At 63.8% G+C, this 19,476-nt stretch carries 18 protein-coding genes, 1 tRNA gene and 1 pseudogene; 14 read left to right on the top strand and 6 right to left on the bottom strand.

Annotated elements, in window-relative coordinates; all coding sequences use genetic code 11:
- Positions 1-67: 67 nt before the first annotated feature.
- The 3 genes and pseudogenes from mfd to ONR57_RS23480 form a co-directional block, all read left to right on the top strand.
- Positions 68-3,673 (top strand): transcription-repair coupling factor, encoded by a 3,606-nt coding sequence (gene mfd / locus ONR57_RS01640; RefSeq protein ID WP_374116366.1) that lies wholly within the window; start codon positions 68-70, stop codon positions 3,671-3,673.
- Positions 3,670-4,545, top strand: a complete 876-nt coding sequence (locus ONR57_RS01635; RefSeq protein WP_265121111.1) for a MazG family protein — start codon at positions 3,670-3,672, stop codon at positions 4,543-4,545. Before mfd ends, ONR57_RS01635 begins: the two co-directional genes overlap by 4 nt.
- A 194-nt stretch (positions 4,546-4,739) precedes the next feature.
- Positions 4,740-5,345 (top strand): annotated as a pseudogene (locus ONR57_RS23480) (lytic transglycosylase domain-containing protein); the annotation flags it as partial.
- A 412-nt stretch (positions 5,346-5,757) separates the two neighbouring features.
- Here the strand turns inward: ONR57_RS23480 and ONR57_RS23475 are convergent.
- Positions 5,758-5,859, bottom strand: a complete 102-nt coding sequence (locus ONR57_RS23475) for a pentapeptide repeat-containing protein (RefSeq protein ID WP_374116385.1) — start codon at positions 5,857-5,859, stop codon at positions 5,758-5,760.
- A gap of 355 nt (positions 5,860-6,214) precedes the next feature.
- On the opposite strand from ONR57_RS23475, the gene eno reads away from it, so the two are divergent.
- The 8 genes from eno (at position 6,215) to ONR57_RS01590 (ending at position 11,671) form a co-directional block, all read left to right on the top strand.
- Positions 6,215-7,510 carry a phosphopyruvate hydratase gene (gene eno, locus ONR57_RS01625; RefSeq protein ID WP_265121109.1) on the top strand — a complete coding sequence of 432 codons (1,296 nt, stop codon included), beginning with the start codon at positions 6,215-6,217 and terminating at the stop codon, positions 7,508-7,510.
- Positions 7,510-8,184, top strand: a complete 675-nt coding sequence (locus tag ONR57_RS01620; protein ID WP_265121108.1) for a septum formation initiator family protein — start codon at positions 7,510-7,512, stop codon at positions 8,182-8,184. The genes eno and ONR57_RS01620 overlap by 1 nt, the downstream gene beginning before the upstream one ends.
- Positions 8,185-8,207: 23 nt before the next feature.
- Positions 8,208-8,732, top strand: coding sequence for a DUF501 domain-containing protein (locus ONR57_RS01615; RefSeq protein WP_265121107.1), 525 nt, complete (start codon positions 8,208-8,210; stop codon positions 8,730-8,732).
- On the top strand, positions 8,729-9,700 hold the full coding sequence (locus ONR57_RS01610) for a Ppx/GppA phosphatase family protein (RefSeq protein WP_265121106.1): 972 nt from the start codon (positions 8,729-8,731) through the stop codon (positions 9,698-9,700). Before ONR57_RS01615 ends, ONR57_RS01610 begins: the two co-directional genes overlap by 4 nt.
- A 15-nt stretch (positions 9,701-9,715) precedes the next feature.
- Positions 9,716-9,792, top strand: a tRNA-Leu gene (locus tag ONR57_RS01605).
- Between the two features lie 123 nt (positions 9,793-9,915).
- A complete protein-coding gene (locus ONR57_RS01600) occupies positions 9,916-10,314 on the top strand; it encodes a hypothetical protein (RefSeq protein WP_265121105.1) in 399 nt (132 codons plus the stop codon).
- A gap of 294 nt (positions 10,315-10,608) precedes the next feature.
- Complete coding sequence (locus ONR57_RS01595) at positions 10,609-11,046, top strand: carboxymuconolactone decarboxylase family protein (protein WP_265121104.1); 438 nt, start codon at positions 10,609-10,611, stop codon at positions 11,044-11,046.
- A 58-nt stretch (positions 11,047-11,104) separates the two neighbouring features.
- Complete coding sequence (locus ONR57_RS01590) at positions 11,105-11,671, top strand: AAA family ATPase (RefSeq protein WP_265121103.1); 567 nt, start codon at positions 11,105-11,107, stop codon at positions 11,669-11,671.
- Between the two features lie 20 nt (positions 11,672-11,691).
- Here the strand turns inward: ONR57_RS01590 and ONR57_RS01585 are convergent, their stop codons facing one another.
- Complete coding sequence (locus ONR57_RS01585) at positions 11,692-12,126, bottom strand: hypothetical protein (RefSeq protein ID WP_265121102.1); 435 nt, start codon at positions 12,124-12,126, stop codon at positions 11,692-11,694.
- A gap of 89 nt (positions 12,127-12,215) precedes the next feature.
- Here ONR57_RS01585 and ONR57_RS01580 point away from each other — a divergent pair, with 89 nt between their 5' ends.
- Positions 12,216-12,446 carry a hypothetical protein gene (locus ONR57_RS01580; protein ID WP_265121101.1) on the top strand — a complete coding sequence of 77 codons (231 nt, stop codon included), beginning with the start codon at positions 12,216-12,218 and terminating at the stop codon, positions 12,444-12,446.
- A 5-nt stretch (positions 12,447-12,451) separates the two neighbouring features.
- Here the strand turns inward: ONR57_RS01580 and ONR57_RS01575 are convergent, their stop codons facing one another.
- From ONR57_RS01575 to ONR57_RS01565, 3 genes are read right to left on the bottom strand one after another with little or no spacing between them, the layout of a single operon-like run.
- On the bottom strand, positions 12,452-13,540 hold the full coding sequence (locus ONR57_RS01575) for a phosphotransferase family protein (RefSeq protein WP_265121100.1): 1,089 nt from the start codon (positions 13,538-13,540) through the stop codon (positions 12,452-12,454).
- Positions 13,540-14,775, bottom strand: a complete 1,236-nt coding sequence (locus ONR57_RS01570) for an acyl-CoA dehydrogenase family protein (protein WP_265121099.1) — start codon at positions 14,773-14,775, stop codon at positions 13,540-13,542. The genes ONR57_RS01575 and ONR57_RS01570 overlap by 1 nt, the downstream gene beginning before the upstream one ends.
- A gap of 26 nt (positions 14,776-14,801) precedes the next feature.
- The gene (locus tag ONR57_RS01565) at positions 14,802-15,575 is read right to left on the bottom strand and encodes an SDR family oxidoreductase (RefSeq protein WP_265121098.1); all 774 of its coding nucleotides are present in this window, start codon (positions 15,573-15,575) and stop codon (positions 14,802-14,804) included.
- A 146-nt stretch (positions 15,576-15,721) separates the two neighbouring features.
- Between ONR57_RS01565 and ONR57_RS01560 the strand changes: the two genes are divergently transcribed.
- The gene (locus ONR57_RS01560; protein ID WP_265121721.1) at positions 15,722-16,348 is read left to right on the top strand and encodes a TetR/AcrR family transcriptional regulator; all 627 of its coding nucleotides are present in this window, start codon (positions 15,722-15,724) and stop codon (positions 16,346-16,348) included.
- A 106-nt stretch (positions 16,349-16,454) separates the two neighbouring features.
- The gene (locus ONR57_RS01555; protein WP_265121097.1) at positions 16,455-17,726 is read left to right on the top strand and encodes a glycosyltransferase; all 1,272 of its coding nucleotides are present in this window, start codon (positions 16,455-16,457) and stop codon (positions 17,724-17,726) included.
- 94 nt (positions 17,727-17,820) lie between these two features.
- Here the strand turns inward: ONR57_RS01555 and ONR57_RS01550 are convergent, their stop codons facing one another.
- Positions 17,821-19,470: an FAD-dependent oxidoreductase gene (locus tag ONR57_RS01550; protein WP_265121096.1), complete on the bottom strand. Its 1,650-nt coding sequence runs from the start codon at positions 19,468-19,470 to the stop codon at positions 17,821-17,823.
- Between the last annotated feature and the right edge of the window lie 6 nt (positions 19,471-19,476).

Here is a 19,476-nt window from a genome sequence, read left to right as displayed (position 1 = left end):
GCCGCTGGTCCGCGCGATGCAGGCCGGCAGGTGGGGATTCAGTTCTATCGCGTGAGGAGCCTCGGGGTTGTCCGCTCAGCAGTCACGGCAAGGAGCGTCCTCGGCGCTGTTCGAGTTCGCGTGCAGAGATGCCGCGCTGCGCCGCGTGCGCGACGCCGCGGATACGCCAGAGTGCACCTTCGTCGCGCCGCCCGGTGCGCGCCCATTTTTCGCTGCGTCACTCGCTGCGGCTGCGCCGGTGCTGCTGGTCACCGCGACGCGGCGGGAGGCGGAGGATCTCACAGCTGAGCTGCAGGGCACTATGGGTGCCTCGGTGGCGCTGTTTCCGTCGTGGGAGACGCTGCCGCATGAGCGGCTGTCCCCGGGTGCGGACACAGTGGGGCAGCGCCTGCAGGTATTGCGCCGCCTAGCTGACCCTGATGACGCGGTTTTCGGGCCGCCGCTGCGGGTGATCGTCGCTCCCGTGCGGGCGGTGATCCAGCCGATGGCACGCGGGCTTGGCCAACGGCCACCGATCGTCCTGCGCCTTGGTGACGAACGGAATTTCAGCGATCTGATTGCTGAGCTCACCGAGTTCGCGTACAAACGCGTCGACATGGTTGCCAAACGTGGTGAGTATGCGGTCCGTGGTGGCATTCTCGATGTCTTTCCGCCGACCGCTGAGCATCCGGTGCGCGTGGAGTTCTGGGGCGACGAGGTAACTGAGCTGCGCGAGTTCTCTGTCGCCGATCAGCGGTCGCTGTCCGGCGGTGTGCTGGACGTTTTGATCGCGCCGCCCTGCCGCGAATTGCTACTTACTGAGCAGGTACGCGACCGTGCCGCCGCACTGGCCGTTGAGCACGCGGGCAACGACACGCTCGTCGAGCTATTCGACAAGCTGTCGTCCGGAATTCCTGTGGAAGGGATGGAAGCACTCATACCGGTCCTTGCGGAGGGACCTCTCGAGCTTCTCCCAGATTTGCTGCCACGCGGCACGGTGATCGTGATGTGCGATCCGGAGAAGGCGAGCGCGCGTGCCGATGATCTGCGCAGCTCAGGAACTGAGTTTCTTGAGGCATCCTGGGCTGCGGCGTCGTTCGGTGGCGCGGCCCCGATTGATTCGGGCACGCTCGACCTCTCTGCGTCCGCGTTCAAACCGCTGCCTGTGGTGCGCGAGCGTGCACTCGGCGAGGGGATGCGGTGGTGGAACCTCACGCAGCTGGCCAGCGGCAGCGACGACGAGATTGTGCTGCCGATCCACGCGGCACCCGCAACGCGTGGCAGTGACCAGGAGATCGCGACAACGTTCGCGATGCTGCGTGCGCACGTGTCTCACGGCGGTCATGCGGTCATTGTCGTGCCCGGCGCAGGCACCGCACAGCGCTACCGGGAACGCCTGCTGGACGCGGAAGTGGCCGCCGCCCTCCTCGAGGCGGGAGCGGCGCCTGCTCCGCAAGTGGTCAACTTGCTGTGCGCGACGCTGGGCAGCGGCGCAGTTTTCGACGACGCTGGGTTGATCATCCTGACCGAGGCAGATCTCACGGGTAACCGTGCGACCGCCGTACCCGCGCGCAAGCTCGCGTCGAAGCGCCGCAACCAGGTGGATCCACTCGCTCTCCAAGCGGGTGATCTCGTCGTGCATGATCAGCACGGCATCGGCCGGTTCGTCGAAATGGCCGAACGGACAGTAGGTGGCGCGCGCCGCGAATACCTCGTAATCGAGTACGCGGCCAGTAAGCGCGGCCAGCCCGGTGACCGGCTTTTCGTGCCAATGGAGTCGCTCGACCAGCTATCGCGATACGTCGGTGGTGAGGCGCCCAGCCTGTCGAAGATGGGAGGCTCTGACTGGCAGAACACCAAACGCAAGGCCCGCAAAGCGGTGCGCGAGATCGCTAACGAACTCGTGCAGCTTTACGCCAAGCGTCAAGCCTCTCCTGGGCACGCCTTTGGTGCGGACACGCCGTGGCAGAACGAACTCGAGGACGCTTTTGCCTTCTCTGAGACGGAAGACCAGCTGACTGCGATCGCGGAAGTCAAGGCAGATATGGAACGGCCCGTGCCAATGGACCGTGTTATCTGCGGTGACGTGGGTTTCGGCAAAACCGAGATCGCGGTACGTGCTGCGTTCAAGGCCATTCAAGAAGGCAAACAAGTTGCGGTTCTCGTGCCGACGACCCTGCTCGCGCAGCAGCACACCGAGACGTTCACGCAGCGCATGACGGGCTTCCCGGTGAAGGTGAAGCAACTATCGCGCTTCACGGATCCAGCCGAATCGCGAGAAGTGGTTGCCGGTCTCGCTGACGGCTCGATCGACATCGTGATCGGCACCCACCGCCTGCTGCAGACGGGCGTCCGGTGGAAAGACCTCGGCCTCGTGATCGTCGACGAGGAACAGCGTTTCGGTGTCGAGCACAAAGAGCACATCAAGGCGCTTCGGTCGCACGTGGATATGCTCACCATGTCGGCGACACCAATTCCGCGGACACTTGAAATGTCCCTGGCCGGCATTCGCGAAATGTCCACGATCCTCACCCCACCGGAGGAACGTCTGCCCGTCCTCACGTATGTCGGTGCGTACGAAGACAAGCAGGTAGGCGCTGCAATCCGCCGCGAACTCCTCCGCGACGGGCAGGTGTTCTACGTTCACAACAGGGTCAGCTCAATCGAGAAGGCAGCCAAACATATTCGTGATCTCGTCCCGGAAGCGCGCGTTGTCGTCGCGCACGGACAAATGAACGAGGACACGCTGGAAAAGACGGTGCAAGGATTCTGGAACCGAGAATTCGACGTGCTCGTGTGCACCACTATCGTCGAAACCGGTCTGGATATTTCCAACGCCAACACATTGATCGTGGAGCGTGCCGACGCGCTCGGCCTGTCCCAGTTGCACCAGTTGCGCGGGCGTGTTGGCCGTGGCCGGGAACGCGGCTACGCCTACTTCCTGTACCCGTCGAACCGGATGCTCACCGAAACGGCATACGACCGGCTCGCCACGATCTCCCAGAACAGCGACCTCGGTGCGGGCATGGCGGTGGCCATGAAGGACTTGGAAATCCGGGGTGCTGGAAACGTCCTTGGCGCGGAACAGTCCGGTCACGTGGCTGGTGTTGGTTTCGATCTTTACGTCCGGCTCGTGGGAGAGGCCGTCGAAGCATTCAAAGCAATCGCTGACGGGCGGCCCGTCGAACTTCCCGAAGAGAAGAAGGAAGTCAAGATCGACCTTCCTGTCGACGCGCACATTCCGCCCGACTATGTATCCAGCGATCGGCTGCGGCTTGAGGCGTATCGGAAGATCGCTGCCGCGACGAGCGACACCGACCTCGACGCGGCGATGGAAGAACTCATCGACCGGTATGGTCCGCTTCCTGAGGAGGTCAAGCGGTTGCTTTCGGTGGCGCGGCTGCGGCTCATGTGCCGGGAGCGTGGCCTTACTGACGTCGTTGTTGCGGGTACGCAGATCCGTCTGTCACCCATCACATTGCCCGACTCCAAGCAGGTGCGACTCAAGCGTTTGTTCCCCGCGGCGCAATACCGGCCTGCCACGAGCCAGATTCAGCTTCCTTTGCCTCGCGGCGGCCGCGGAACGCCCGCCGATCCACGTATTCGGGACAACGATGTGATTCAATTCGTCGCAGACTTCCTCACTTCCCTCGAAGGCACGCCGAAAGGGGAGATGAAAGTGCTCGTCACATGACGGTCGTCCTCCTCGACGTGCGACGCCCCACGCTCGCGCCCCTCGCTGCTGCGCGCCATCTCACGCAGCCTGTGCAGGTGACCGATGATGTGCCGCAGGCCATCCGGGAAAGCCTCGACGTCGTCGGGTCGGCCGCGACACTCGTCGCCGTCGACCCCAGACATCCCGCTGTCATCCAGCGGCTGAACGACGGCGAAGACATCATCACCGTGGACGGCTTCCCGGGGGCGAAGGTGCTTGAGTCAGCTGATCTGATGGATAAGCTGCGCCGCCGCGGGCCATGGGAACAACAGCAGACCCACGAATCTCTGCAGCGCTACCTCCTTGAGGAAACGTACGAACTACTCGACGCGGTGCGGGCAGGCGACCGGGACGAGTTGCGCAAAGAACTCGGTGACATGCTGCTCCAAGTGCTCTTCCACGCGCGTATCGCGGAGGACGACCTGACCGACCCTTTTACACTCGACGACGTCGCTGCAGCACTCACCGCGAAACTCCTGCACCGGAACCCCCTCGAGTTCGGGCCCGACGACGCGCCCATGGACGCTGACGAGCAAAACCGGCGGTGGCAGGAGCGCAAAGCCGCGGAGAAGCCTAGACAGAGTGTGATGCAAGGAATTCCACTCGCACAGCCGTCGCTCGCCCTCGCTGAAAAGGTGCTGCAGCGGGCCGTCGACGCTGGAATTCCACCCGATCTTTTCCCCCAAACACTGCGCCACGTGACACTTCGGCCACAAGGAAATACCGAACTCGAACTCCGCGCCGCGGTCCTTGACTTCATCGAGACAATCGAAATCACCGAGCAGAAAATCGGACGAACCACTACGGACCCCGAAAAGTGGCGCGCAGCCTGGGACGATACCTCCAGCTAGAACTCGCAGCGCTTGAACCCGGTCACCAAAGGCGCACAACGCGGTTACGGCCACGGCACAGTCTGCTTGAGACTCGATGAAAGCAGCTGCACCACAAAGCTGTACGTGGCAATGATGACCGCGTGACATCTCCACGCAGAAGCAGCGCCCGTACCCGACAGACACGCCGTGTCGCATCAGCGGTGGCCGCGTCGATGGCAGCAGCATCGCTGCCCCTCGCAGGTGCAGCTGCTGCATCAGCAGAGACACTCACTGACATCGCGGATGCGGTACTCGAAGCAATGCCGCCCGCGGCGGGAACCTACGTTCCGCCCATCGACCACCACGCGCCCGGGCGCACGTCAGAACTGCTCGCTGACTGGGCACAAGCCCACACCGACGCGCTGGGAATCCCGCGTCCAGCCATGCAGGCGTACGGTCATGCCGCGCTGGCGACGCAAGCCGCGAACCCCGGCTGCAACATCAACTGGACCACCCTCGCTGGGATCGGCGCAATCGAAAGCTGGCACGGTACCTACGAAGGCGCCCAGATCCTGGAAGACGGCACAGTCGACCCGCCCATCCGGGGAGTGAAACTCGACGGCCGACCTGGCCTCGCGGACATCCCAGACACTGACAACGGCGAACTCGACGGCGACCCCGAACACGATCGCGCTATGGGGCCCATGCAATTTATCCCCGAAACGTGGCGGCTCTTTGGCACCGACGGCAACGGCAACGGTATCGCGGACCCCGACAACATCGATGACGCAGCGATGTCAGCTGCGCGCTACCTCTGCGCCGCTGGGGGCAACCTCGGCACCCCAGAAGGCTGGCGGAAAGCGATTCTCGCCTACAACCAGTCCGAAGACTATCTGCTCGACGTGCGCGATGCGGCCTGGCGGTACGCGGCCGACGTGTATGTTCCCGAACCCGCACCGCCGGAGCCCGCTCCAGAACCGCCAGCCGAGGGTGAGCTGCCCCCGCCAGCGGAAGGTGACGCACCGCTCCCTGAAGGTCAACTCCCGCCGCCTGCCGAGGGTGAAGCGCCGCCTCCGGAGGAACTGCCCACGGATGAGCTCGCGGCGGAGGAACTGCCGCCAGTGGACGCCGAGTTGCCACCTGTGGAGGATGAGCTGCCTCCGCCCGAGGGTGAGCTGCCTCCGCCAGCCGAAGAGCTCGTCCATCACGAGCAGGAGCTTGACGGTCCAGCGCTGCACGAATTCGAAGCACTCAATGAGCGCGAGGAGGCTGACGAGCGCCCTGCGTTCCCCGGAGACGAGTTCCCCGGAGACGAGTTCCCCGGAGATGCGTTCCCCGAAGACGCGTTCCCAGAAGGCGAGATTGACGACGCCGATCTTGAACTGCTGCGGCAGTTCGCGGAGCAGTACGGTGACGAGTTCGCTCCGCACGATGACGCCGAGAGCGAACCGGGCAGTGAAACCGACCGAGACCGTCATCCGGCCGAACGCCCTGCAGGACAGCGGGTTCCCGATGTGCTGGCGAAGCTCGCGGCGCAGATCTGGGCGTTCCTCGCGAAGCTGGGAATTAATGGCGAACCGCAGGGCGGCGCGTAAGCGTGCCTGAAACATAGAGGCCTCTGGTCCGGTTACCCTCGAACCTGGCAAGATTGTCCACTGCGGAGTCATTGCTCCGCTGATAGTTGCCAGTTGCCGTAAGGAGTAATTTCGTGGCCGTCATTGAGCAGGTCGGAGCACGTGAAATATTGGATTCACGCGGTAACCCCACCGTTGAGGTGGAGGTTGCACTAGACGATGGGACGGTCACGCGTGCCGCTGTCCCTTCGGGGGCGTCCACTGGTGAGCATGAAGCCGTAGAGCTGCGTGACGGTGGAGAGCGTTACCTGGGCAAGGGTGTCCAGCGTGCAGTCAATGGTGTTCTCGACGAGATTGCGCCCGCCCTGATCGGGCTGGACGCTATCGAGCAGCGTGCCGTCGATCAGTCGATGCTCGACCTCGATGGCACCCCGGACAAGTCGCGACTGGGCGCGAACGCGATCCTCGGTGTGTCGCTCGCTGTTGCTCGCGCCGCGGCAGAGTCCTCGGGTCTGGAGCTGTTCCGGTACGTCGGCGGCCCGAACTCGCACATCCTCCCTGTCCCGATGATGAACATCCTCAACGGTGGTGCCCACGCGGACACCGGCGTTGATGTTCAGGAGTTCATGATCGCTCCGATCGGCGCACCTACGTTCAAAGAGTCGCTGCGCTGGGGCACCGAGGTGTATCACGCACTCAAGGGTGTGCTGAAGGCCAAGGGTCTGGCCACTGGTCTCGGCGACGAGGGCGGGTTCGCGCCTGACGTGGCGGGAACGAAAGAAGCTCTTGACCTGATCATCGAAGCGATCGGCAAGACCGGCCTCTCGCTGGGCAGTGACGTTGCTCTTGCGCTTGATGTTGCAGCCACTGAGTTCTACGAGGAAGACGCCGGTTACCGGTTCGAGGGCACCACTCGGTCGGCCGACGAAATGGCGAAGTTCTACGGTGAACTCGTCGCGAGCTACCCGCTTGTTTCTGTCGAGGACCCGCTCAGTGAGGACGATTGGGACGGCTGGGTTGGTCTGACCACCCAGGTGGGTGACAAGCTGCAGATCGTGGGTGACGACTTGTTCGTCACCAACCCCGAGCGGCTGCAGACGGGCATCGACAAGAAGGCAGCGAACGCGCTGTTGGTGAAGGTGAACCAGATCGGCACCCTCACCGAAACCCTGGACGCGGTTGACCTTGCGCACCGCCACGGCTACAGGACGATGATGAGTCACCGTTCGGGCGAGACGGAAGACACCACCATCGCAGACCTCGCGGTCGCGGTGGGCAGCGGCCAGATCAAGACGGGCGCGCCCGCTCGGAGTGAGCGTGTCGCCAAGTACAACCAGCTTCTGCGCATCGAAGAAGCTCTCGGTGATGCCGCTCGGTACGCGGGTGCTTCCGCGTTTCCCCGATTCTCCTGGAATTCAGCAGGTAGCTGATGGCTGAATCGTGGCCGCGGGGCAGACGCCCCAAAGGCAGTCCAGCTGGCCGGGAACCCCGTCAATCAGGTGATTCACGGGACGCCCGGTCAGCTCGTTCTGCTGCGCAGCCGTCGCGGCCACGGTTCTCCCGCGGGCAGGGAGGAAACGGAAAAAAAGCGCCGAGCATCAAAGCTGTCGGCGCGAAAGCGATGCGGAAACCCAGTGGTGCGCAGATAGCGCAGTCAGCGAGCGGCGCGCACGACGTTGGCTGGTCCACCCGGCGAACGTTCATTCTCGTCCTTGTCGCGGGTGCGCTGGTGCTTACGCTGGTGATGCCGCTGCGCACGTACTTCGCGCAACTTGGGGAGGCTCGGCGCATTTCCGCGGAGTACGAAACGCTGCTCGAAGAGGTGGAAGACCTCAAGCGTGAGAAGGAAATGCAATCCGATCCGGCGTACATCCGGGCCGAGGCGCGGGAGCGACTCAACCTTGTGTACCCCGGCGAGACCCCGTATCGCGTCCAATTCGACGATGATCCCCCCGTCGGTGTGGACGACGAGGTCGCCCGCCCGGGCAGCGCGGCTCCGTGGTACTCACAGTTGTGGCGTGAAATGTCGGTACCCAGTGATCAGGGACCCCAACGTGAAATGAACCTCCCGATCGCTCCAATTGAACCGGAGGCCGAGCCGTAGTGGTTCTCGACGAGTCTTCAGCTGTGTCCGAAGACGATCTTGCGGCTGTCGCGGAGCAACTCGGCCGACACCCCCGCGGTGTGGTGGCGATCGCGTATCGGTGCCCCGATGGCACCCCCGGAGTCGTGAAGACGGCGCCACGGCTGCCCGACGGCACACCGTTCCCGACGCTGTATTACCTGACCCATCCCGCGCTGACCGCGGCTGCCAGCCGTCTCGAATCAGCGGGAGTCATGAAAGAAATGTCCGAGCGTCTCGGTGCGGACCACGAACTTGCTGCCGCGTACCGTGCCGCACACGAGGAGTACCTCCGGGAACGTGACGCGCTCGAATCGCTCGGCACCGACTTCTCCGGCGGTGGCATGCCGGACCGTGTCAAATGCCTGCACGTGGTTGTCGCGCACTCGCTGGCTCGCGGGCCAGGCGTCAACCCGATCGGAGACGAAACAGTCGCGATGATCGCGCGAGACGAACCCGAACTCGTAGGGTCCGTACTGCCGAGTGATTGGCCCGGCGTGGCAGCGAACGAAGAGGGGAACGAGCAGTGACACGCGTCGCCGCAATCGACTGCGGCACCAATTCGTTGCGACTCCTTATCGCGGACGTCGAAGAGACGCCCGACGGCAAGCAAACGCTCACTGATGTTGAGCGGCGGATGATCGTCGTGCGTCTCGGACAAGGTGTCGACGCGACCGGTGAATTCCATGTTGACGCGATCGCTCGCACACGGCGCGGCCTGCAGGAATACGCGACGCTCATCGCCGAGTCGGGCGCGACACGGCTGCGCATGGTCGCGACCTCCGCGACACGCGACGCGAGCAACCGCGACGTCTTCTTCGACATGACGCGCGAAATCCTCGACCCCGTCATCGCCGGCTCGGTGGCTGAAGTGATCACCGGCGACGAAGAAGCCGAGCTCTCGTTCCTCGGCGCGGTTGCCGACCTAGACCCTGCGGAAGGCCCCTTCGTTGTCGTCGACCTGGGTGGCGGCTCCACCGAAGTCGTGTACGGAGCGGACAGCGTCATCGCAGCGCGATCAGTTGACATCGGGTGCGTGCGCCTCACCGAACGCTGCCTGCACAGCGACCCGCCCACTGATAGCGAGATCACCGCGGCCATCCAGACAGCCCGCGAAGTGCTCCGGGACGCGTTCAGCGCGGTACCTCTGGCGCCAGCACACACCTGGGTGGGCGTAGCTGGCACGATGACGACGCTGTCAGCATTAGCGCACGAGATGCCCGAATACGACTCCGTGAAAATTCACCTCTCAAGAGTGCCGTTCCCCAGACTGTTCGAGGTGTGCGATGACCTCGTGCACATGACACGCGCCCGCCGCATGTCACTCGGGCCGATGCACCCGGGCCGCGCCGACGTCATCGGGGGAGGAGCGATCATCACCCGCGTCCTCGCCGAAGAGCTCGCCGCCGTCACCGATATCGGCGAGCTTGTGGTGAGCGAACATGACATCCTCGACGGAATCGCCTACAGTCTCGCTGCGTCAGGAAACGGTGACTGACGAGCGATACTGAACGCCCCCGTAGCCCAATCGGCAGAGGCAGACGGCTTAAAACCGTCACAGTGTGGGTTCGAGTCCCACCGGGGGCACCATCTACCAGCGTAACCACGAACGTGGTGGTCACTCAGGGTCATCCAAAAAACTCTTAATGGACTCGAAGGAAACCGCTGGTCAGGTATCCGCGCCGCGAAATTCATCATCTACTTCGAAGCCTTATGAGCATCTGGGCGCTAGGCGTCATCACCCGCTGCGAAGTCTGCGAGGGGCGACGCTTCACCGGCCAAGCCCAAGAAGATCATGTCGCCGGCAAGAACTTCGCAGACGTGTTCGAGATGAGCGTCACCGACGCGCCGGACTGCGTTGCCCAGCCCGCGATCAGGCGCATGCTGTCCCGGCTCATCGACGCCGGATCGACGCTCGTCGTGATCGAGCACAACCTCAACATCATTGCTGCCGCCGACTGGATTATCGACCTCGGCCCGGAGGCCGGACACGATGGCGGCCAGGTCATCTTCGAGGACCCCCCTGACCCGATGGCCGCCGACGGCAACACTCACACCGCCGAACACCTGCGCCGCCACTTCTCTGGAATAGGGCCAGGTCTCCCGCGATGAGCGGGCGGGCTGAGTCCCTCGGCTCGGCTGTGTCCCGTCGACAACCCGCGTCTCCACGACCCCGTCGCTCGAATTGCCTTGGGATAGTGCACATTTCCGCAGGAAACATCCTAGGGAAAAGACCGGTATCTTGAGGAAATTCGAAGTAGTCGAGGAAATTTACGGCAGCCCGCACGGAAGCCGCGGTCAATTTCGTATGTCAAGCTGCCCAACCCGGCTTCGCCGAAACCTGCTATCTCCCATTACTGTTGGGCACACGCGCCACTGAAATCCTGCCGAACCCGAAGGAATGTGATGACCTCCGTAAATCTCGCGAAACAACACCCTTCCGCCTATAAAGCGCTCACCGCGCTTAGCGATGAAGCAAACATTGCGATCGAGCAGTCCGGGCTGAGCCCCCTCCTCGCGGAGCTTGTGCGAATCCGGGTCTCCCAGCTCAATGGTTGCGCCTTCTGTCTGCGCATGCATACCCGCGATGCGCTCGAGAAGGGCGAAAGCACAGACCGCCTTGCCGTCCTATCCGCCTGGTGGGAGTCTCAGTACTTCACAGCAACTGAGCGTGCCGCCCTCGCGCTAGCCGAACAAGTCACCAAACTGGCTGTCCCGGAACGTCGCACTTGGGACGACGGCACGCTAACCGAGCTGCAAACGTCCGCAGTAAGCTGGCTTGCCACTGTCATGAACGCGTGGAACCGTGTGGCAATCACCGGCCACTATCCCGTTCACCCCTGACACTGCCTAGTGCGGCCGTGCTCGCTGAGCACGTCGCTTACGGCAGGATGTGTAGCCAATGGAGCACTCCCAGCACGGACCAACCCAGGGCATCGAGAAGCAAACCCCTGGCCTAATCGTGGTGGGCGGTCTGCCGGGCACTGGCAAGTCGTCGATAGCTGTTCCACTTGCGCGACGGCTCCGGTCGGCATATGTGCGGATCGACACCATCGAGCAGTCGCTCGTCGGCTCCGGCGAGTTACGAAAAGCGCCGCAGGCAGTCGGCTATCTCACCGGCTATGCGCTAGCAGCTGACCAACTGCGCGTTGGGCTTTCGGCTGTCGCGGAATGTGTCAACCCGCTTGAGGTCACCCGTGCTGCCTGGCGGCGGGTCGCGGACGAGCAGTCCTGCTGGATTGTAGAGGTGGAACTCATCTGCTCGGATCGCGACGAGCACAAGCGCCGCGTGGAACACCGGTCATCGGATATCCCGGGTCTCGTGCTGCCTACCTGGCAGCAGGTGCTTGATCGGAGTTACGAAACCTGGGATCGCGATCATCTGGTGATCGACACCAGCACCACCAGCGTGGAAAGCAGCGTCGAACTCATCTGTCAGCACGTCTTCGACGCTGCTGACAGAGCCTAAAGCTCCCGGGCTCGCAGCACCTAAACGGCTTCCAGCTCTGCGTCACCCTCCTCGGCCGCGCCGGGTCGGCGAAACTCGGCCACGATCCAGTGCGCCATCGCGAGGGTGAATGCGCCGAGCATGGCGACGAGCGACGCGGAATGCTGCCACACGTCCGGCAGGGGTATTACACCCGACCAGACTGCCAGGCTAAAGACCGACAACCCAATCTGGCCCAACGCTGCAATCCATGCAATGCGGAGGTGGGGACGGACCACGGGTGCAAGGCACAGTGCCACGGGCATGGCCAGTGCGGCGATGAGCCAAGCGCCGTGGTGGTCGTACATGAGCGATTCGCACGGGTCCGCGGCATAGAGTTTCTGGCATTCACCGCTGAAGTGAACTAACGGCGACCGCGCCACTTTCAGGGCAGCGTAGGCGGTAATTGCGGTGAGCAGCAGCCAAGCAATGCGCACGAGTACCACCCGTGGAAGTATGTCACAGGAGTCCCCGGCCCGGGCCGCCCGTGTAAGGGGAAAATACTTCACCGGGGGACTATCGGCACATGAAGATGCGGATGGCGATTGGTATCCGTGGCATCAGCGCTGGTCTGCTCGCTGCAACAGTCACGGCCGCGATGCTTGCAGTATTGGTCGTCGGCTTCAGGCTGGAAGACTCCTTCCCAGTCTGGGCGTGGACCATTTTCACCGCTCCCGCGTTCATAATCGCTTATCACAGCGAAGTGCGACGTGCCAAGAAGCAGCAGAACAGCAACCAGCTTGGACCGAGGCGCTGACTACTTCACCGCGTCCCGGCGCTGTATTCGGCCGCGAGTTCGAGTAGTTGGGGTACCCCTGTTTTGAGTGAGGGGCCGAAGGTGGTGTCGTGGGGGCGTTCGCCTTTGAGCCAGCGTGTGTAGATGGCTTCGCAGAAGATGGCGGCTTTCCATAGGGCGAGGGTTTGGTACCAGGGCAGGGGGGTGATGTCGAGCCCGGTTTGGGTGGCGTAGCGCTGGGCGATGGCGTTGCTCGATGGGTAGCCGGGCTGGCCGGTGACGGGGCTGAGTTCCAGGGGTGTGGGGGTTGAGTTGGTGTCGGTGTAGGTGGCTGTGAGGTACCCGAGGTCAGCGAGGGGATCGCCGAGGGCGGCCATTTCCCAATCGAGCACGGCGAGCACGCGGGCGGGTGACTGCGGGTGGTACATGAGGTTGCCGAGGCGGTAGTCGCCGTGGACTATGGCGGCTGCCTGGCTGGTGGGGATGTTGTCACGCAGCCAGGTGCCGAGTTCGGCGACGCCGGGGATGGTGCGCGTGGTGTTGACGTCCCATAGTCCGCTGAAGCGTGTGACCTGCCGTTCGAGGTAACCGTCCGGGCGGCCGAACGCGGCGAAGTCAGGCCGGGTGACGTCGATGCTGTGCAGGTGCACCAATGTGTCGACTAGCGCTTCGCTGGTGCGCGCGCGGTCCTGGGGGGTGCTGAGGGCTTCGGGGATGGTGTCTGTCAAGACGGCGCCGTCGAGTGCTTCCATGACATAGAACGGCACGCCGAGCACCGTTTCGTCGGAGCATACGGTGAGGATGCGGGGGACGGGGAACCCTTCGGGACGCAGCAGCTGCTGGATGCGGGCCTCGCGAACCATGTCGTGTGTGGAGCGGGGCAGCGGCGGGCGGGGGCCGCGGCGCAGCACGATGTCCTGATCACCGCGGCGCAACCGGTAGGTGATGTTTGATTGGCCGTCGCCGATGCGTTGCCACGCAAGTGGTCCCTCGCCGATGCCGTGGGCGTCAAGGTATTTGGTGATGCGGTCGAGAATGAGCAGCGGTGCGCTGGGCAGGCCGGCGGCGGCGCCTGCGGTCGCGACGACTTCGGTGTTGTCGGGTTCGGTGAACATCACAGGTGTGCCTCCCGGATCACGGGGGTGTCTTGGCGTGGCGCACCGGACTCGACGGCTTTGCGGCGGGCTGCGGACGCTCTGCGCGCGATGGCCCACTTGTGGGTTTCGTTGGTGCCGTCGTAGATGCGGAACGGGCGGACCTCGTTGAGATACTGGGCCAGCGGCAGTCCGTCGGACACACCGTCACCGCCGCAGATCTGCACCGCCCGGTCGATCACGCGGTAAATCGCTTCGGAGCAATGGACTTTCGCAACCGACGACAGGGCTGAACCCTGTTTGGGATCGTTTTCGAGCAGTCGCGCGGTTTTTGTGATGATTGCGTCGGAGGTTTCGATGTCGATGACGGACTCGGCGATGAGGTTTTGTGTCAGGCCGAGATCTTTCAGGGCGGACCCGAATACCTCGCGCTGTTCCGCGCGGTCAAGCGCGATGTCCAGTGATCGGCGTGCGAGACCGAGCCAGCGCATGCAATGTGTGAGCCGGGCGGGACCGAGGCGCACCTGTGCGTACCGGAACCCCTCACCCGCCTTGCCGAGCACGGCGTCGGCGCCGACCTCACAGTTCTCGAAGTAGACGTGTGGGTGCCCGCCGGTGATGTAGCGGTCCACGGTGTGGATCGGTTCGCCGACGCGGACGCCGGGGTTGTCCATGTCGACGAGGAACATCGTCGCACCCCCAGGTGCGTCCTCACCGGCGGCGGTGGTGGCCATGACGATGCAGAAGCCCGCGCCGATCGCGCCGCTGATAAACCGCTTGTGCCCGTTGATGATCCACCGCTCACCACGGCGGGTAGCGGTGGTCTGCAGTGCGGACGGGTCCGAGCCCGCGCCGGGATGCGGTTCGGTCATCCCGAAACAGGAACGCACCTCACCGGTGGCGAGTGGGGTGAGGTAGCGGCGCTTCTGCTCGCCGGTCGCGATGAGGTTCAGCATGTGCATGTTGCCTTCATCGGGTGCCATGCAGTTGAGCACGCTAGGGCCGATCGGCGAGTAGCCGGCTTCCTGGAAGATCGGCGACCAGTACTCGATCGGCACGCCCTGCCCGCCATACTCGCGGGGCACGTGCGGCGCGAACACCCCCGCTTCTTTGGCGGCGGCCTGAAGCTTCTCCCTCGTGGCGTGCGTCAGGTAGTCCCCGGGCGCGGGTTCATGCTGCATTACCGTGTCGCGGACGAATTCCCGGGTGCGCTGACGCAGGTCCTCAATCTCGGGCGGGAGGCTGTGGTGGTCCATGGTGGGTTTCCTTACGGTTGGTGTGGTCACGCGGTTCCGCCGACGGTTCGCAGACCGCCATCGACGGTGAGCACCTCGCCAGTGACCCACGCTCCGTCATCGGAGGCGAGGTAGGCGACCGCGGCCGCGATATCGGCAGGATCGCCGAGACGCTTCAACGGGTACATCGCTGCCGTTTCGGCTTCCTTGCCCTCGTAGAGCGCTTTGGCGAACTTCGTTTTCACCACCGCCGGTGACACCGCGTTGACGCGCACGTTCGGCCCCATCTCCGCGGCGAGCGTGCGCGTCAACTGCGTGAGCGCGGCCTTGCTCACCCCGTACATCCCGATGCCAGGGGCCGGGGTCTCGCCGGTGACCGAGGAGATCGTGACGATACAACCCCCATCTGTAAAGCCGGTAGCGGCCAGCTTCATGGCGTCTTGGGTCCAGGTAAGCGGTGCGATCACGTTGACCTCGAGGATCTTTCGCGCGACGGCCGCGTCGAGTTCGAGCATTGGCCCATACGCCGGATTGATGCCCGCGTTGAGAACAAGGATGTCGAGCCGCCCGAACTCGTCGATGACACGCCTGATCGTTTCCTGCCGGTGCGCATCATCATCGGCCTTGCCAGCGACCGTGATGACGCTCCCCTCCGGCATGGTTGCTTTCGCTTCAGCGAGCTGGTCTTCGTTGCGTGCCGTGATACAGACGCGTGCACCCTCTCGCACCAAACGCTGCGCAATGCCAAGGCCGATTCCCCGGCTGCCTCCGGTAACGATCGCTGTCCGGCCCTCGAACCTGTTCACGCTGGTGTGATTCACGCGAATTCCTTCTCTCCTCACAGCACACGGCGAGCGTGCCGACCGATCGATCGCTCGGTGCCTACTATGGCCCGGGCGGCGTGATACTGTCAAGGCCGCCGGGCCACAGGTAGCGCTGCTGCCAGGCGATTGAAAAGGACCGAACCATCGCCACTGAGACACCAACAGAACTGCACGCCGACTGGCGCGACTTCTCCCACGAAGCGCTGCCCCAGATACTTGAGGCAGCGCTCGGCTGCTTTGTGGAGCAGGGGTATCACGGGACAACCATTCGCCAGATCGCAGCGAGCGCTGGCTTATCGGTTCCGGGCCTATACCATCACTACCCGTCAAAGCAGGCCCTGCTCGTTGCGATCGTGCAAGAGGCCATGCGCGACCTCTGGGCTCGCAGTGTTGCCGCGCTCGAGGAGGCCGGTGACGACCTCGCGCAGCGTCTTGACCTTCTCGTTGAATGCTTAGTACTCTTCCACGCCAACCGCCGAGAACTGGCTTTCCTCGCGTCCAGCGAGATCCGCAGCCTGGAGTCCGCTGCACGCGACGCGCACATCGCTGCCCGTGACCGCCAACAGCGCCTCATGGACGGCATCATCCAGAAGGGCGTGGAGACCAGCGCCTTCTCGACACCGTACCCGCGCGAGATCAGCCGCGCCGTGGTCACCATGTGCACCGGAGTCTCCCAGTGGTACCGGCCCGACGGCGAACTGACCCCCCACGAGATGGCCATCCGCTACCAAACCATGACACGAATGGCAGTTGGAGGCGGTGAGCGATAGTCGGCCGAGCCGTGGATTATTTGTGCTGTCGGCTGCAAAGTCGGTGCGCATCAGCTGAGCAGTTCTGCGTGAAAAGACGACCCGGCTAGGTATCTAGTATGGCGCAATGCGGATTCTCATCTGGACCCACGGCACTCGGGGTGATGTGCAGCCCTACCTCGCGCTTGGTTACGCGTTACACAATGCTGGACATGAACCTGTTGTCGCTGGGCCACGCTGCTATTCGGGGCATGCGGAGCAGCACGGACTGAACTACGCGGGGCTTGACGACCGGTGGAACCGGCTGACTGATGACCCGGAGATCCGGCACGCCCTCGAGTCGAACTATGCCGGGGTCAAGGGAAAGAAGCTGGCGGGCACAGTGATTCGCAGAACCCGCGCCTACATGGCCACCGTTCTTCGTGAAATCGCGGATGTCGCCGACGAGGGCATGTACGACGCTGTCGTTCATCACACTCTTGTTCCTGGACAGCACTTGGGTGAATACCTGGACGTCCCTACGTTCCCGGTGGCGCTTCAACCCGTGTGGATCCCGACTTCTGCGTTTCCTTCACCGCTCGGGCCGCAGTCGCTACCCCCCGCCTTTAACCGCATGACCTACTCGTCGTCCCAGTTCCTGGTGCGGGCGATGTTTCCGAAGATTGGCGCCTGGCGCGCCGGGCGGCTTGGGTTGCCCCGATACCGGCGGCGAATGCACAACCCGTTCGTGCGGCCAGACGGCGCCGCCACGACCACCCTCCAAGCTTTCAGCAACGGCGTGCTTCCTGCCGATCCCGCGTACCCAGACACCGTGCATACAACCGGGTTCTGGTACCTTCCCGCACCCGGGGACTGGCAGCCCGCCCCAGCACTCGCCGCGTTTCTCAGCAACGGCGAAAGGCCCGTCTACATTGGTTTTGGATCCATGACCGGAAAGGACCCGGCGCAGACCGCCGCGACGGTCTCAAAAGCACTGGCCATAACGGGGATGCGCGCGATCGTCGTAACCGGCGAAGGAGGACTCAGGGAAGAGGCGTTCTCTGGTGACGTCTTCGTCGCCGGGGAGATACCGCACGATTGGCTCTTCCCCTTGACGCGCGTCATCGTCCACCACGGTGGCGGGGGAACGACTGGTGCGGCGCTCAGGGCGGGCATCCCGCAAGTGATCTGTCCATTCACTGGAGACCAGCCGTTCTGGGCGCGACAGATGCACCGCATCGGCGTTAGCCCGCCCCCAGTGTCTCAGGCAGACATAACCGCCGAGGGACTGGCCCGCGCGATTACCCACGCGGTAACCAGCAGCACGATCGCTGCGAAAGCAGCCCAGTTCGCCCAGACAGCCAACTCGGAGCACGGTGTTACACAAGCGGTCCAGATCATCGAACAGGCAATGACCTGACGGCGATCGTTCGATGCTCGGCTCAATCGAACCCGCCCGAGTGAGCTTGCGGCAATGCCCTTTTCCACGCTCCGAATAGCCGCGGCCTGCTCCGCTACCCGTGCACCGGGTGATGCGCCGCCGCCTCCAACTCTGCGGTATCGACGATTTTTACCCGAGGGCGCCCGGCTCGGTGCCCCGCTGATCGTTCGTGCTGGTCGATGCGCGACCATCCGTCTGCGTCGATGGGGTGAGCACCGCGGGCTTTCAGGAGATCTATGACGTCGCCGCACGGGATCTCGGGCGAGCGAAGTTGACCGGAAGCGAGGTCGGCGAGGATTGTGCGGGCGGTTTCCCGGCCGCAGACTCGGTTCATCCCGATACCGCCGGTGGGGCCTCGTTTGATCCACCCCGCAACGTAATGTCCTTGGGTCTGCGATACTCGGCCTTCGTCATTTGGCACAACGCAACGTCCTGAGTCGAAGGGTAAACCCGGGATAGGGCCGCCGCGATAGCCGGCGGCGCGGATGACGAGACCGGTGTCGATGGTGCTTCGCCGGGCAGTCGCCGCGACCTTCGCACCGTCAGCGTAGACGTTGTGGACGCACGAAATCCCAGCTGCGGTGCTTTCGCCAATGATCGCTTCGGGGGCGACGAGGTAGCGCATCAGGATGCGCCGGTTGCCTGGCGTGATCGGACGGCTGGAATACGCCTGGGCGATACGGATCTTCGCGGCGAGCATCGAGTCGAGCGTGCCCTCAGCGAGGGCCGTCGCCGTTGATTCGGTGAGCTTGAGGTCATCGGGATCGATGACGATGTCGACTCCCCGGAGGTTGCCCAGCGCAGCGAACTCGCCGATGGTGTGGGCGGCCTCAGCAATCCCTCGCCGACCCAGTACCACCACCTCGCGCACTTTCGAACGTCGCAGCGCCGCGAGGGCGTGATCAGCAATATCGGTGGGCGCCAGGGACTTCGGATCACTGACGAGAATCCGGGCCACGTCGAGGGCAACGTTGCCATTTCCGACGATAACCGCCGTCTCACCGGAGAGATCGAACTGCTCGCTGGCGAAGTCGGGGTGGCCGTTGTACCAGGCGACCAATCGGGTCGCGGAGACAGAGCCGGGCAAATCCTCGCCGCCGATACCGAGACGTCGATCGTGGGCGGCGCCGCTGGCGTGCAGCACGGCGTCGTAGCGCGCGGTCAACTCGTCGAGAGTGATGTCACGCCCGACTTCGACGTTGAGGAAGTAGCGAAACGACCGCCGAGCAGCGGTGGCGGCGAACATCCGCGTGACACCTTTCGTGGACTGGTGATCGGGCGCGACCCCGGCTCGCACCAGTCCATACGGGGTGGGAAGTCTCTCGAACATGTCGACCGACACTCCAGGCTGTGAAAGCAGTTCCTCGGCGGCATAGAACGCCGACGGGCCGCTGCCGATGACGGCAATGTGCGCGGGCCGGCGCGGCCGTGGCAGTGGCAGCGCAACCGGTTTACGCCGAATCGGCCGGTGGTCGGTGTAGTAGGCGGCATTAAGGTCGAGGAAGTGGCGATTGGTCTCGTCGAGTTTGTCGTCGGGTTTGATCGCCGAGACGGGACATTCGTCGACGCACGCGCCGCAGTCGATACAGTTGGCCGGATCGATGTAGAGCATCTCGGCGGTCGGGAATCCGGGTTCGTCGGGGCTGGGATGAATGCAGTTGACGGGGCAGACGGACAGACAACTGGCGTCGTTGCAGCAGGCCTGCGTGATGACGTGTGCCATCGAATT

Origin of the sequence: Hoyosella sp. YIM 151337 (assembly GCF_026041215.1) — a bacterium.
In the GTDB taxonomy this organism is placed as follows: domain Bacteria; phylum Actinomycetota; class Actinomycetes; order Mycobacteriales; family Mycobacteriaceae; genus Hoyosella.
This window is presented reverse-complemented; position numbering and strand designations above follow the sequence as displayed.

Excerpts from the sequence above, each read along its gene's own strand:
- ONR57_RS01570 (WP_265121099.1), bottom strand. The coding sequence starts at position 14,775 with ATGGACCACCACAGCCTCCCGCCCGAGATTGAGGACCTGCGTCAGCGC.
- ONR57_RS01575 (WP_265121100.1), bottom strand. The coding sequence starts at position 13,540 with ATGTTCACCGAACCCGACAACACCGAAGTCGTCGCGACCGCAGGCGCC.
- ONR57_RS01550 (WP_265121096.1), bottom strand. The coding sequence starts at position 19,470 with ATGGCACACGTCATCACGCAGGCCTGCTGCAACGACGCCAGTTGTCTG.
- ONR57_RS01620 (WP_265121108.1), top strand. The coding sequence starts at position 7,510 with ATGGCTGAATCGTGGCCGCGGGGCAGACGCCCCAAAGGCAGTCCAGCT.
- ONR57_RS01580 (WP_265121101.1), top strand. The coding sequence starts at position 12,216 with ATGAAGATGCGGATGGCGATTGGTATCCGTGGCATCAGCGCTGGTCTG.
- ONR57_RS01590 (WP_265121103.1), top strand. The coding sequence starts at position 11,105 with ATGGAGCACTCCCAGCACGGACCAACCCAGGGCATCGAGAAGCAAACC.
- ONR57_RS01635 (WP_265121111.1), top strand. The coding sequence starts at position 3,670 with ATGACGGTCGTCCTCCTCGACGTGCGACGCCCCACGCTCGCGCCCCTC.
- ONR57_RS01595 (WP_265121104.1), top strand. The coding sequence starts at position 10,609 with ATGACCTCCGTAAATCTCGCGAAACAACACCCTTCCGCCTATAAAGCG.
- ONR57_RS01555 (WP_265121097.1), top strand. The coding sequence starts at position 16,455 with ATGCGGATTCTCATCTGGACCCACGGCACTCGGGGTGATGTGCAGCCC.
- ONR57_RS01600 (WP_265121105.1), top strand. The coding sequence starts at position 9,916 with ATGAGCATCTGGGCGCTAGGCGTCATCACCCGCTGCGAAGTCTGCGAG.